Consider the following 13,546-nt stretch of genomic DNA (forward strand, 5'->3'; position numbering starts at 1 on the left):
AGGAGCCAGCCGTGCCGCACCATCACGACGAAGACGTCCTGACCCTGGCCCGACTGCTGCAGGAGCCGGTGCTGCGCCGCACCTGCTGGCACCCCGGTCCGCACGAGACCACGGTCGCGCTGGAGTGGGTGGTGCCCTGGGCGGTCGCGGCACAGCGCGACGACCGCCTCGACGGGGTGCTGGTGCACGCTGCCCAGCACGAGATCCCCAGCTACGGTGGGCTGGACGCGGTGGCCACCGCGCTGGCCGAGCGGGGTGCGGCGGCGCTGCTGGTGGACGGGCACCAACCCGGCCCGGATGATGCCGCCGCGGCGGCCCGGCTGCCGCTGGTCACCACCGCCGACTCCGTCTCCTTCGCCGCGGTCAACCGGCTGGTCGCCGACCTGACGCTGGCCCGGGAGACGCACGTGCTGCGCTACGGGCTCAGCGTGCACCGCGCCCTGGCCGAGCTGCTCTACCGCGGGGCCGAGCTGCCGGCGCTGTGCAGCCAGATGTCGCGCATGTCGCAGTGCCCCGTCGCGGTGCTCGACGCCACCGGCGCCCTGGTGGCCATGGAGCAGGCCAACCCACGGATGGTGGAGCCCCGCCAGCTGGCGCAGGTGTTCCAGGAACGGGCCGAGCGCCTCGGGGCGGGCGGTGACCCCGCCGAGCTGCACCCTCGGGTGGTGCCCTTCACCGTCGGGGGCCGTGAGGTGGCCTGCGTGCTCAGCCCGATCGTGCTCGGCGGTCGGCACGACGGTTGGCTGGTGCTGGTGGAGCCCTCCACCGAGCCGCACCCGCACGACCTGGCCGAGCACCAGGTGCTGGTGGAGCAGGCAGTCCCCATCGTGGGCACCGAGATGCTGCGGCTGCGCAGCGTGCACGGCGCCCAGGAGCAGGCCCGCGGCGACTTCGTGCACGGCCTGCTGCACGGGCACTTCGCGTCGCTGCAGGAGCTCAGCGCCCGCGCAGCGCACTACGGCCTGCCGGTGCGCTCCACCTTCGCGGTGGTGGTTGCCTCCGGGGTGGTCGGCGTCGGGGACAGCTCGGCCGGGCAGGCGCTGAGCCTCGCCGCGCTGACGTCCCGGCTGGTGCCCGAGCAGGAGCGCCACACCCAGGCGGCGGTGGTTGGTGACGTGCTGGTGATGGTGCGCGAGCTGTGTACCGCCGCCGAGGGTGCTCCCGCAGCTGGCGTCGCCGAGGCCGCCGAGTACGCCGCCGCCCTGCACCGCCACCTCACCGGGCGACGGGCCCAGGCCGGGCGCCCGGTGCACGTCTCCTACGGGCGCCCCGTGACGGGGGCGCTGTCGCTGCCGGACAGCTACCGGGAGGCCCGGATGACCTTGGGCCTGCAGAACCGGCTCGGGCTGGCCGAGGTGTGCAGCTACCAGGACCTGCAGGTGCACGCCGTGCTGCAGGACGTCGCCGTCAGCCGCACCGGGCGGGACTTCGCCGCCGACCTGCTGGCGCCGCTGCGCGACCCGACGGTGGGCGACATGGAAGAGGTGGTGCTGGCCTACATCGCCAGCGGGGGCAACGTGAACGCGGCGTCCCGGGACCTGCACATCCACCGCAACACCATGCTCTACAAGCTCGACCGGGCGTCGCGGCGGCTGGGGATGGACCTGCGGCAGGCCGACAACCAGTTCGCGGTGTGGCTGGCGCACACCCTCGACCTGCTGGCCACCACCACCGCTGAGGTCAACCGCGTGGTCAGCCCACTCTGAGCGCGGATGTGGGTTGCAGGTGGTCGTCGCGTCCGCCGAAGCTCAGCGCCAGGCCCAGCACCGCCACCACGGCGCAGCCGCCGAACAGCCAGCCCAGCGCCCCCGGGTAGGCGGCAGCCACCCCTGCGGTACCCAGCGCGGCGCCGACGAATCGCATCATGTTGAACAGGCCCAGCCCGGGCCCCAGCTGGCCGGCCGGCGACCTGGTGGCGCCGGTGAGCGCCGGCGTCTGCACCAGCGCGACGCCCAACCCGGTGCCCACCAGCACCAGGGCGATCACCGGCAGCGACCGAACCCCGGAGCCGACGACCACCGCCAGGGCGACGTCGCCCAGCACCAGCACGCCGAGGCCGACCCGCAGCACCAGCCGAGGTCCCACCCGGTCAGCCAGCAGGCCCACGAACGGCGCGGAGACCGCCCACACCAGCGGGAGGGCGAAGGTCAGCAGCCCGGTGGTGGTCACCGACAGCCCCACCGCGCCGGTGAGGTGCAGCGGCACCGCGACCAGCACCGCCGCCAGCGACGACTGCTGCACGAAGACGCCGGTGGCGCTGCGCAGCCAGCGGATCTCCACCAGTGCCCGCGGGTCGATGAACGGCGCGGGCCGGCGCAGCCCGGTCACCACGAACACTGCCAGGGAGGCAAAGCCCAGCACCACGCCCAGCAGCGGCAGCGCCAGCGGCACCCCGGCCTGGGGCGCCGCGGTGGCGGCGCACATCAGCAGCGCCACCCCGGCGGTGAGCGACCCCGCCCCCAGCCAGTCGATGCGCGCGCCGCGGCCGACGTGCTGGGGCACCACCACCAGCGTCAGCACCAGCACGCCCACCGTCACCGGCACCAGCCCGGCGAAGATCGCCCGCCAGCCGAACAGGTCGGACACGATGCCCCCGACGGGTGGACCCACCGCCTGGCCGATGCCGTTGGCCGCGCCCCAGGCGCCCATGACGCGGCTGCGCCGGTTCTCCGGCCAGCTGGCCGAGAGCATCCCCATCACCGCCGTCGGCACCGCCGCGCAGCCCAGACCCTGCACCGCCCGGGCGGCCACCAGCAGCGGCAGGCTGGGGGCCAGGGCAGCGCCCAGCGTGCCCAGGGTGAGCACGGTGAGGGCGAGCACCAGCGTGCGGCGCCGCCCGAGCCGGTCGCTGACCCACCCGGTCAGCGGCATCATCACCGCGAGCACCAGCACCGACGTGGACGCCACCAGCACCCCTTGGGTGACCGGGGCGCCGAAGTCGTCGGTGATCTGGCGCAACGGGACGTTGACGATGTTGTTGCTGACCGTCCCGAGGAAGGTCGCGCCGAGCAGGGCGGCGAGCAGCCACCCTCGCCGCGAGGGGCCGGTGGCGGCCGAGACCGCCTGGTCAGACGCCGTGAGACGTGCCGTCACCCTCGTCCTCTCGCCGGCCGCAATGTTTTTACGTCTGCGAAACATCGTGCAGCACCACATGAGCAGGGACTACGGCACGCTGCACATTTGTGGGCCACCCGGGTGTGCACATCGTTCATGGACGGGCCTAGCCAAGTCAGGGAGTTTCGCCAATATCACATTGGGCTTCCCCGGGAGACGACGATGCAACTGACAGCAGCTCACTGGGTGTTCCTGGCCGGGGTGGTGGTGATCCTCGCGACCATGGTCATGCGCAAGAACATCGTGGTCCCCGCGGTGGTGGCCACCTTCCTCACCGCGCTGGTCTGGTCGAAGAGCCTGGCCACCGGGCTCTCCGCGATCTTCAACGCCAGCCTGGTCGCCGCCACCTCGCTCTTCAACATCTTTCTCATCATCGCCATGGTCACGGCAATGCTGCGCGCCCTCGAGGGGCTGGGCGCCGACCGGAAAATGGTCGCGCCATTCCGTGGCGTGATGCGCAACGGCCACCTCGCATTCTGGACTCTGGTGATCGTCACTTACTTCATCTCGCTCTTCTTCTGGCCGACGCCCGCGGTGCCGCTGATTGGCGCGGTGCTGGTGCCGGTGGCCATTCGGGCCGGGCTGCGGCCGCTGGCCGCGGGCTTCACCATCGCCATCGCGGGCCAGGGCATGGCGCTGTCGTCGGACTACGTGATCGGCGTGGCGCCGGGCCTGTCGGCCACCGCGGCTGGGGCGGACCCGGCCGTCGTCGCGGACCGGGCCTTCGTCATGTCGCTGGTGGTCGGGGCGGTCGCGCTGGCCATCGGCTATGCCATGGAGATCCGCAAGATGCGTAAGCCCTCCGACGCGCTGCTGGAGGAGTGGGAGTCCACCGCCGAGCGTGGGGCGCCCACCGCGGACGCCGAGGTGGTTGAGGAGCTCGCGGAAGGGTCTACCGCGGTAGCGGTGGAGCGGCGAGAGCTGGTCGGCGCCGGTACTGGCGGGCACGGCGGTCCGCCGCCGGTGGTCGGGCACGGCCCGGCGCTGCGCGGCACCCCGGCTGGTGAGCCGATGCCACCGGAGCGGCACAGCATCCTCCCGGTCGACAAGCCATGGGCGGCCAAGGCCTTCGCGGTGCTGGTACCGGCGGCATACCTGGCGCTGATCATCTACATGGTGCTGGCCAGCGCCTCCGACTCGGTGACCGACCTCAAGGGCGGCGACGCCGCGGCACTGGTCGGCGGCATCGCGCTGCTGATGGTGTTCGGCGCCGCCTTCGTCCGCGACCGCAGCACGTTTATGGAGGCCTCCGCTGAGCACATCGTGGACGGACTGGTGTTCGCCTTCAAGGCGATGGGTGTGGTGCTGCCCATCGCTGGGTTCTTCTTCCTCGGCAACGGCGACTTCTCCGCCCAGATCCTCAGCCTGGGCGAGGACGCGCAGGGCCCGTCGCTGCTGTTCGACCTGGTGCTCTCCGCCCAGGACAGCCTGCCGCAGAACACCATGATCACCGCGTTCGGCATCTTGCTGGTCGGCCTGGTCGCTGGCCTGGAGGGCTCCGGCTTCTCCGGCCTGCCGCTCACCGGGTCGCTGGCCGGCTCGCTCGGGGAGACCTCCGGGGTGAGCAGCCCGACGCTGGCGGCCATCGGACAGATGGGCAACATCTGGTCCGGCGGCGGCACCCTGGTCGCGTGGTCCTCGCTGCTGGCGGTGGCCGGCTTCGTCCGGGTGCCCGCGGTGGAGCTGGCCCGCAAGTGCTTCATCCCGGTGATGAGCGGCCTGGTGGTGGCCACCGTGATGGCGGTGGTGGTCTTCGGCTGACGCCCGGGTTCTTCGGCGGGCTCGTGGATCAGCGGACGTGCGCGGGGCGGTACTGCACGCTGATCCGCGGGCCCGTCGGCCGGGTCGACTTGGGCACGGCGTGCTCCCAGGTGCGCTGGCAGCTGCCGCCCATCACCAGCAGGTCGCCGTGGCCCAGCGAGTACCGCAGCGTGGGTCCACCGCCCTCGGTGGGCCGCAGCAGCAGCGGCCGATCGGCGCCGAGGGACAGGATGGCGACCATGGTGTCGGTGCTGCGGCCACGCCCCACCCGGTCGCCGTGCCAGGCCACGCTGTCGGCGCCGTCGCGGTAGAAGCACAGGCCCGCGGTGGTGAACGGCTCGCCCAGCTCCGGACCGTAGTGGGCGTCCAGGCGTCGGCGGGCCTGCACCAGCAGTGGGTCGGGCAGCCGGTCGCCGTCGCGGTAGAAGCAGACCAGCCGGGGCACGTCGACCACCCGGTCGTACATCTGTCGGCGCTCCGCCCGCCAGGGCACCCCGTCCACCAACCGGTCGAACACCGCCTCGGAGCCGGTGAGCCAGCCGGGCAGCACGTCCACCCAGGCGCCGTGGCTGAGCTGGCGGCGCTGCACCGCGGCACCCAGCTCGCCGAGCACCGGGCCCTCGTCGGCGACGTCGAACAGCGACGACTGCAGCGCACCTGCCATGGATCCACGGTAGCAGAACCAGTCGAACATGTGTTCTAGTTCTTGCCGGTGACCGCGCCGTACCGCTGCAGCGCCACCTGCCGCTCGTGGGCGTGGTCCACCAGTGGCTCGGGGTAGCCGGACGGGGGTCCGTCGGGCAGGGTGTGCACCGCCTTGCCGGGCACGCCCCGCAGCTCCGGCACCCACCGGCGCACGTAGTCGCCGTCGGGGTCCACCTTCTGTCCCTGCGTCACCGGGTTGAACACCCGGAAGTAGGGGGAGGCGTCGGTGCCGGTGCCGGCCGTCCACTGCCAGCCGTGCTGGTTGTTGGCCAGGTCGCCGTCCACCAGGTGGTCCATGAAGTGCCGCGCGCCCCACCACCAGGGCAGGTGCAGGTCCTTGGTGAGGAAGGACGCGACGATCATCCGCAGCCGGTTGTGCATCCACCCCTCGTGGCGCAGCTGACGCATCCCGGCGTCCACGATGGGAAAGCCGGTGCGTCCCTCCCGCCAGGCGGCGAAGGCCCGCTCGGCGTCCGGGCCGCTGTCGTAGCCCAGCGCGTCGAAGCGCCGGTCGTAGCTGCGCCGGGCGGAGTCCGGCCGGTGGTGCAGCACGTCGGCGTAGAAGTCCCGCCAGGCCAGCTCGGTCTGGAACGTGGTGGCGCCCTCGCCGTGGTCGCTCGCCAGGGTGTGCAGCAGCGTCCGCGGGTGCACGCAGCCCCACTTCAGGTACGCCGACATCCGGCTGGTGACGTCGCGGTCGGGCCGGTCGCGGTCGGTGGCGTAGCCAGGCAGGTCCTCGGTGCGGAACTGCTCCCACCGGGCCAGCGCTGCCGCCTCACCGGGGTCCGGGAGCTCGAGTGCGCCCAGGTCCACGTCCGCCGGGACGGCGCACCGCGAAGCAACCGGGGGCGGGTCCAGCCAGCTCACCGTGGCGGCCGAGGTCTGCGCCGGCGGGCGCCAGCCGTGCTCGGCCCAGGCCCGCCGGAACGGGGTGAACACCCGGTAGGGCGTGCCGTCGGGCTTGGTCACCCGGCCGGGCGCCACCGCGTAGGGCGAGCCGGTGGTGACCAGCTCGGTCTCGCCCAGCGCATCGCGCACCGCGTCGTCCCGGCGGCGGCCGTAGGGGCCGAAGTCGGCGCTGACGTGCACGGTGCGCGCCTGCACCTGCCTGGCCACCTCGGGCACCACCTGCACCGGGTCGCCACGCACCAGCAGCAGCCGACCCTGCAACGCCGCGTCCAGCTCACGCAGGCAGCGGTAGAGGAAGGTGGTGCGCGGGGCACCGGCGGGACCCAGCAACGCGTCGTCCAGCACGAACAGCGCCACCGAGGAGCGGGCGGTGGCCGCGGCCGCGCTCAGCGTCGGCAGGTCACCCAGGCGCAGGTCCCGGCGAAACCACACGATCGCCGTCTCGTCCTGGTCCACGCTGCGCTGCACCGGGGCCAGGGTTGCTGGCGGTGCCAAAGATCGCAAGTGTGCTGCTGGGAGGCAACTTCTCTACCCTGGTTCCGTGAGTCACGCCCCCGCCGCCGTCGAGCTCGTGGTCCTGCTCGACGAGTCCGGCCACGAGATCGGCACCATGCCCAAGAGCGAGGTGCACACCGCGCACACCCCGCTGCACCGGGCGTTCTCCTGCTACGTCTTCGGTCCGCACGGACAGGTGCTGCTCACCCAGCGCGCCCTGGACAAGTCCACCTTCCCCGGGGTGTGGACCAACACCGTGTGCGGGCACCCGGCGCCCGGCGAGGACGACGTCGACGCCATCCGCCGCCGGGCCGAGCACGAGCTGGGCATCACCGTCACCGACATCCGCCCGGCGCTGCCGGACTTCCGCTACCGCGCCGAGTTCCAGGGCGTGGTGGAGAACGAGATCTGCCCGGTGTACCTCGCTCGCACCGGCGACACCCCGCAGCCCCGCCCGGACGAGGTCAACGACTGGGTGTGGCTCAGCTGGGAGGAGCTGCCCAGCGAGGTCGCCCGACGCGCCGCGGAGTTCTCGGCGTGGAGCCAGACCCAGATCTCCCAGCTGCGCCAGCGTGCCGTGGTGCGCGACTACCTGCAGGACTGACCGGCCCGGTCAGAGCGCGTCAAGGTACTCCAGCTCGGGCGCGGCCGCCAGGAACCCGGCCATCACCTTGCCGCCCTCCTTGAAGTGCGCGGACTCCCCGTGCGCCTTGGCGGCGGCGCCGTCGGCGTAGAGCTCGAGCATCTTGTAGACGTTCGGCTCGGTCTTGGACCGGGTGAGCTGGTAGAGCAGGTTGCCCGGCTCGTTCTCCCGCACCTGCACCCCCAGCGCGGCAATGGCGGCCTCGAAGTCGGGACCCGTTCCTTCGCGGACGGTGAGGGTGGCGATGACGGCAAGCATGGGCGGTTCCTTCGGCGAACGTCGAGTGGCGCAGGGACACAAGCAGACGCTCGGAGTACAGCCGACCACGCAGGGGGCGTCAACCACTGCCCGGCGAACCGGGGGGCGCGGGTGCGGCGAAGACCAGGTGACTCTGCCGGACACTGACCTGGAGGCCGACCATGCGTGCACAGATCCGGCGGGCGCTCACCGCCGCCACCCTCACTACCGCCACGCTCGGCGCCGTGCTGAGCGGCGGCCTCGCCACCGCCGCCGCGGCCCCGGCTCCAGCGCAGACCCAGGCGCCCGGGCCGCTGCAACCGGTGCCCACGGACCTGTCCCGCTACCTGGGCACCTGGAACCAGCTGGCGTCCATCCCCGCGTTCTTCGACGTCTTCTGCGTCCGCGACACCCAGGCGCGCTACAGCCTCAACGACGACGGCACCGTGCGCGTGCAGAACCGCTGCGCCGGACCGTTCGGCATCCCGGTGCCCATCGAGGGCACCGCACGGGTGAGCGACCCGGTGACCACCGGAGCCCTGCAGGTGACCTTCCTGGCTGCGTTCAACCAGCCGGTGTTCCTGGGCGGCACCAACTACGTGGTGGCCGCCCACAGCCCCGACACCCTCGACGAGGACTACACCTGGGCGCTGGTGGGCTCGCCCGACCGCAGCACCGGGTTCGTCCTGTCGCGCACCCCCGCCCTGGACGAGGCGCAGTGGCGCACCGTGCTCGCCGCGGTGAGCGACGCCGGCTTCGACCCGTGCCGGCTGAACACCACGGTGACCACCGGGGGCCTGCAGACCGCGCAGCCGCTGTGCAGGCTGGACCCGTCCGGCCGCTGACCGCAGAGGGTCTGGCCCCGCGCCGATTCGGGCCGCCGGCTACCGGTCAGCCTCGTGGGCCGCGAGCCGGGTGAGCAGGTACGGCGCCGTGGCGCTGCCCTCGGCCCGGGCCACCGTCTCCGGAGTGCCTGCGGCCACCACGCACCCGCCCTGGTCCCCACCGCCGGGGCCGAGATCGATGACCCAGTCGGCGCTGGCGATCGTGTCGAGGTCGTGCTCGACGAGCACCACGGTGTTGCCTGCGTCCACCAACCGGTGCAGCAGGCGGAGGAGCAGGGTGGTGTCGGCGGGGTGCAGGCCCGCGGTGGGCTCGTCGAGCAGGTACAGCGCGTGCCCGCGGCGGGCACGCTGCAGCTCGGTCGCCAGCTTGATTCGCTGGGCCTCACCACCGCTGAGCTCGGTCGCCGGCTGGCCCAGGCGCAGGTAGCCCAGCCCGACCTCGCTCAGCGTGGTCAGGCTGCGCGCGGCAGCGGGCACGTCGGCCAGGAACTCGACCGCCTCGTCGACGGAGAGCGCCAGCACGTCCGCGATGTTCTTGCCGCGGTGGTCGATCTCGAGAGTCTCGTCGTTGTAGCGCGCGCCGTGGCAGGTGGGGCACGGCGCATAGGTCCCGGGCAGGAAGAGCAGCTCGACGGAGACGAAGCCCTCTCCCTGGCAGGTCTTGCAGCGACCCTCGGCAACGTTGAAGGAGAAGCGGCTGGCGCCATAGCCACGCTTGCGCGCCTCCGGGGTCGCCGCGTACAGCTTGCGCACCGCGTCGAAGAGGCCCGTGTAGGTCGCCAGGTTGGAGCGCGGCGTGCGCCCGATCGGGCGTTGGTCGACGCACACGAGCCGATCGAAGGACTCCAGGCCGATGGCGTCGTCGACGTCGACCTCGAGCTCGCTGCCCTCCTCGTCGGGGGCCTGGCCGAGGCGGCGGCGCACCAGCTCGGCGAGCACCTGGCTGACCAGCGTCGACTTGCCCGAGCCGGACACCCCGGTCACGGCGGTGAGCACGCACAGCGGCACGTCGACGGAGAGGTCCTGCAGGTTGTGCCGGCTGACCCCATGCAGGCGCAGCCACCCGTGGGGCGTGCGCTGGGGACGCTGAAGTGGCTCCGCACGGCCGAAGAGGTGCTTTCCGGTGATCGACCCCTCGACGTGCTCCAAGCCTGCCACCGGCCCGGAGTAGAGCACGTGCCCCCCGCGCTCGCCGGCCTCTGGGCCGATGTCGACGATCCAGTCGGCGCGGCGCACCACGTCGAGGTCGTGCTCGACGACGAACAGGGAGTTGCCCGAGCCCTTGAGCGCGTCGAGCACGTCCAGCAGCGGCTCGGCGTCGGCGGGGTGCAGGCCCGCGGAGGGCTCGTCGAGGACGTAGACCACCCCGAAGAGGCCGGAGCGCAGCTGCGTGGCGATGCGCAGCCGCTGTGCCTCACCGGGTGAGAGCGTGGTGGAGCTGCGCCCCAGCGAGAGGTAGCCCAGCCCCAGCTCGAGCAGCACCTGCACCCGGGCCACCAGGTCGGCGCAGATGCGCACCGCGACCTCGGTGCCCTCCCCCGAGCTGGCCGAGGAGGTCGCCGCGGCAACCTCGGTGAGCTCGGCCACCGGGCGCAGCAGCGCGACCAGCTCGCTGAACGACAACGCGTTGGTCTGCGCGATGGTCATCCCCGCGAAGGTCACCGCCAACGACTCCGCCCGCAGCCCGGCACCATGGCAGGCCGAGCACTCGACGCTGCGGACGAAGCGCAGCGCCTTGTCCCGCATCATCTGGCTCTTGGAGGTGGCCAGCACGTGGTGCACGTGTGCGCGAGCACTCCAGAACAGCCCGTAGTAGCCGTGGTCGATGCGGTCGCGCTCGGGCTTGATCAGAACCTTGGGCTGCTCGTCGGTGAAGAGCAGCCAGTTGCGGTCCTTCGCGCTCAGCGTGTGCCAGGGGGCGTCGACGTCGATCCCCAGACCGGCCACGATGCTGCGCAGGTTGGCGCCCTGCCAGGCACCGGGCCAGGCGGCGATCGCGCCCTCACGGATGCTGAGCGAGGTGTCCGGGACCATCAGCTCCTCGCTGACGTCGTGCTCCACCCCCAGCCCGTGGCAGCGCGGGCAGGCCCCCGCTGCGGTGTTCGGCGAGAACGCCTCCGCCTCCAGCCGCGAGGCACCGTCCGGATAGGTGCCGGCGCGCGAGTAGAGCATCCGCACCAGGTTCGACAGCGTGGTCAGCGTGCCCACCGTCGAGCGGGCGCTGGGGGCACCACGCCGCTGCTGCAGCGCCACCGCCGGCGGCAGACCGGTGATCTCCTGCACGTGCGGGGCGCCGACCTGCTGGAGCAGCCGACGTGCGTAGGGCGCCACCGACTCGAAGTAGCGGCGCTGCGCCTCGGCGTAGAGCGTGCCAAAGGCCAGGGAGGACTTGCCGGAGCCGGAGACGCCGGTGAAGACGACCAGCGCGTCGCGGGGCAGGTCGACGTCGATGTTCTTGAGGTTGTGCTCGCTGGCTCCGCGCACGTGGACGAAAGGATCGCTCGGGTCTGGGTGCACACCCTGTGTGTAACCGCTTGCGGACGGTCGCGCACCTTGATCGCTGTGAGATTGAACGTGGACAGCTGCCCAACGCCATCGCCGTCGCCTTCTTCCCCAAGGGCGACGTGGCTAGCTGCCGAACCCCGCCCAGCAGCTGGTCAAGGCCGGCTCCGCGTTCATGCCGGGACGGCCTGCGGCAGGATCGGCGAGTCGGCGTCCACGCGCACTCCGTCACGCAGGCAGAACATCGGCTGCAGCAACCGGTCGGTGGTCACCACGGTGCCGTCGTTGTCCTGCAGGCGGAACGAGCCACGCTCGTCGCGGAGCACGGTGATGTCGGCGCCCCTGCCCACGGCGAGCGATCCCAGCTGGTCGCTCATGCCGAGCATCGCCGCCGGGTTGGCCGTGACCATCTCGACCACCTGGTGCAGTGACAGCCCGAGCGCCAGCATCGAGCTCATCGCCTGGGTCAGGCTGAACCGGGCCTGACCCAGGAACGGGTGGTTCTCCTCGTCCGGGTGCTCCACGGGGGTCCCGGCCGGGGCTGGAACCTCGGTGTTGTAGCCGTGCATGTCCGCGCCCAGGGTGTGCGGGACGATCCCGGCCCCCAGGGCCTTGGCCGCCAGGCGGTAGGAGAAGTGGCTGCCGTGACCCACGTCGATCTTCAGCCCCCGATCCAGCGCCGCCCGGATGACGGAGTGCACCTCGCCGTCGCGGTTGACGAAGCCGCCGGGGTGCCGGGTGAAGGGATGGGCCAGCACGTCACCCTCCCTGAGCAGCGGAATGACCCGCTCCACGATGGTGTCCGCGTCCTCCCCGTTGGCCCCGCTCGCGGGCAGTCCCCACAGCTGGCCGAAGTGCACGTACAGGGGCAGCCCCACCTGGTGGGCGATGTCCGCGGCCAGCTCGATCACCTCGATGCCCCAGCGGGCGAAGCCACCGATCTCGGCGTGGGCCTTGATCCCGCGCACCAGGTCGAGGTTGGCTGCCGCCGACGCCACCGTGGCCTGCACGTTGACGCCCGTCGGGCTGTACAGCTGGTCGTAGAGGTGCCCCTCCAGCCCTCCGACGAGGTAGGCCGACAGGAACGCCAGCACCCGCGTCTGCGCAGGCTCGGCGATGAAGTGCCGGAAGCCCGGCAACGTCATGCACGACGGTCCGCCCTGGTCGACCACGGTGGTCACCCCGGAGCGCACGCCCACCACGTCCGGGTTGAGGCCGAACCGGCCCGAGACGTGCTCGAACACGTGCGCGTGGGTGTCGATCAGGCCAGGCAGCACCAGCGTGCCGCGGACGTCGGCAACCTCGGTGGCCGCCACCCCTGCCAGGTCGGCGCCGATCGCGGCGATGCGACCGCCGCGGATCCCGACGTCGAGCACCGCGTCCAGCCCCGAGGCTGGGCTGATGACGTGGCCGCCGAGCAGCACGGTGTCGTACGGACCGGCGCTGTGCTCATCGGTGAGGGGCATCTGTCGCTCTCCTGACATGTGGTGTCGGGCTGGTCAGGCCGCAGCGTGGTTGCCCTGGTGGACCAGCGCGTCGAGGGTGCGCTTGTAGTCGTTGAACTTCGGCGAGGTCACGTCCCGCTTGCCCGGCAGGTCGATCTCCACGACCTCGCGCACGTACCCGGAGTTCCCGTGCGAGGACCCGCCTGCCATCACCACCACCCGGTCGGCCAGGTAGACCGCCTCCTCGATGCTGTGGGTGACGAAGACGATGGTCACCCCGGCCTCCTTGTGGATGCGCGTGAGCTCGGTCTGCATGGTCGTGCGGGTCAAGGCGTCGAGCGCACCGAACGGCTCGTCCATCAGCAGCACCGACGGCTGGTTGGCCAGCACCCTGGCGATGGCGACGCGCTGCTGCATGCCACCGGAGAGCTGGTGCGGGAACCACTTCTCCACCCGGGTCAGCCCGACCGCCTCGATGGAGCGCGTGGTGGTCGCCTTGACGTCCGCTCGGGGCATCCGTGCCTGCTTGGGCCCGTAGGCGACGTTCTCTGCCACGGTGAGCCAGGGGAACAGCCCATAGTCCTGGAAGACCACCCCACGCTCGGGGCCCGGCCCCGTCACCACCTCACCGCCGACGCTCACCGTCCCGTTCGTGGCGGACTCGAAGCCGGCCAGGATCCGCAGCAGGGTGGACTTCCCGCATCCACTGGCGCCGATGACGCACACCAGCTCCCCGGTACCGATGTCGAGGTTCACCCCGGAGACGGCGTAGTCGTCCGCGCCGGCGTAGCGCTTGTCGAGACCGGTGATGGTGATGCCAGCAGGTGGGTTGCGCCGACGGCGGGTGGAGTAGATCTTCATGGGTCTTCTCCCTGGAGGGGTGGGGTGCG

11 protein-coding genes are annotated in these 13,546 nt (G+C 72.1%); 4 read left to right on the top strand and 7 right to left on the bottom strand.

What is annotated here, in order from left to right; all coding sequences use genetic code 11:
• Positions 1–11 precede the first annotated feature (11 nt).
• A complete protein-coding gene (locus tag AC3YNX_RS04325; RefSeq protein WP_489994706.1) occupies positions 12–1,706 on the top strand; it encodes a PucR family transcriptional regulator in 1,695 nt (564 codons plus the stop codon).
• On the opposite strand, the gene AC3YNX_RS04330 is transcribed toward AC3YNX_RS04325, so the two are convergent.
• Complete coding sequence (locus AC3YNX_RS04330) at positions 1,693–3,093, bottom strand: MFS transporter (RefSeq protein WP_164860690.1); 1,401 nt, start codon at positions 3,091–3,093, stop codon at positions 1,693–1,695. The two genes, AC3YNX_RS04325 and AC3YNX_RS04330, sit on opposite strands and share 14 nt — an antisense overlap.
• 183 nt (positions 3,094–3,276) lie before the next feature.
• Between AC3YNX_RS04330 and AC3YNX_RS04335 the strand changes: the two genes are divergently transcribed.
• The gene (locus AC3YNX_RS04335) at positions 3,277–4,875 is read left to right on the top strand and encodes a hypothetical protein (protein WP_127784475.1); all 1,599 of its coding nucleotides are present in this window, start codon (positions 3,277–3,279) and stop codon (positions 4,873–4,875) included.
• 28 nt (positions 4,876–4,903) lie between these two features.
• Here the strand turns inward: AC3YNX_RS04335 and AC3YNX_RS04340 are convergent, their stop codons facing one another.
• Both AC3YNX_RS04340 and AC3YNX_RS04345 read right to left on the bottom strand, forming a co-directional pair.
• Positions 4,904–5,539 carry an alpha-ketoglutarate-dependent dioxygenase AlkB gene (locus AC3YNX_RS04340; RefSeq protein ID WP_127784476.1) on the bottom strand — a complete coding sequence of 212 codons (636 nt, stop codon included), beginning with the start codon at positions 5,537–5,539 and terminating at the stop codon, positions 4,904–4,906.
• Between the two features lie 35 nt (positions 5,540–5,574).
• Positions 5,575–6,984 carry a cryptochrome/photolyase family protein gene (locus AC3YNX_RS04345; protein ID WP_489994707.1) on the bottom strand — a complete coding sequence of 470 codons (1,410 nt, stop codon included), beginning with the start codon at positions 6,982–6,984 and terminating at the stop codon, positions 5,575–5,577.
• Positions 6,985–7,030: 46 nt separating this feature from the next.
• Between AC3YNX_RS04345 and idi the strand changes: the two genes are divergently transcribed.
• Positions 7,031–7,588 carry an isopentenyl-diphosphate Delta-isomerase gene (gene idi, locus AC3YNX_RS04350; protein ID WP_127784477.1) on the top strand — a complete coding sequence of 186 codons (558 nt, stop codon included), beginning with the start codon at positions 7,031–7,033 and terminating at the stop codon, positions 7,586–7,588.
• A 9-nt stretch (positions 7,589–7,597) separates the two neighbouring features.
• Here the strand turns inward: idi and AC3YNX_RS04355 are convergent, their stop codons facing one another.
• Complete coding sequence (locus AC3YNX_RS04355) at positions 7,598–7,885, bottom strand: putative quinol monooxygenase (RefSeq protein WP_127784478.1); 288 nt, start codon at positions 7,883–7,885, stop codon at positions 7,598–7,600.
• A gap of 161 nt (positions 7,886–8,046) precedes the next feature.
• Between AC3YNX_RS04355 and AC3YNX_RS04360 the strand changes: the two genes are divergently transcribed.
• Positions 8,047–8,709 carry a lipocalin family protein gene (locus tag AC3YNX_RS04360; protein WP_489994708.1) on the top strand — a complete coding sequence of 221 codons (663 nt, stop codon included), beginning with the start codon at positions 8,047–8,049 and terminating at the stop codon, positions 8,707–8,709.
• A gap of 39 nt (positions 8,710–8,748) precedes the next feature.
• On the opposite strand, the gene uvrA is transcribed toward AC3YNX_RS04360, so the two are convergent.
• From uvrA to AC3YNX_RS04375, 3 genes are all read right to left on the bottom strand, one after another.
• Positions 8,749–11,193: an excinuclease ABC subunit UvrA gene (uvrA, locus tag AC3YNX_RS04365; RefSeq protein WP_489994709.1), complete on the bottom strand. Its 2,445-nt coding sequence runs from the start codon at positions 11,191–11,193 to the stop codon at positions 8,749–8,751.
• A 191-nt stretch (positions 11,194–11,384) separates the two neighbouring features.
• Positions 11,385–12,677 (bottom strand): amidohydrolase/deacetylase family metallohydrolase, encoded by a 1,293-nt coding sequence (locus AC3YNX_RS04370; protein WP_489994710.1) that lies wholly within the window; start codon positions 12,675–12,677, stop codon positions 11,385–11,387.
• Positions 12,678–12,710: 33 nt separating this feature from the next.
• Entirely contained in the window at positions 12,711–13,517 is an 807-nt protein-coding gene (locus tag AC3YNX_RS04375) for an ABC transporter ATP-binding protein (RefSeq protein ID WP_127784482.1), read from the bottom strand.
• Positions 13,518–13,546 lie beyond the last annotated feature (29 nt).

It is taken from the genome of Rhodococcus sp. Z13_19A, from assembly GCF_058133575.1.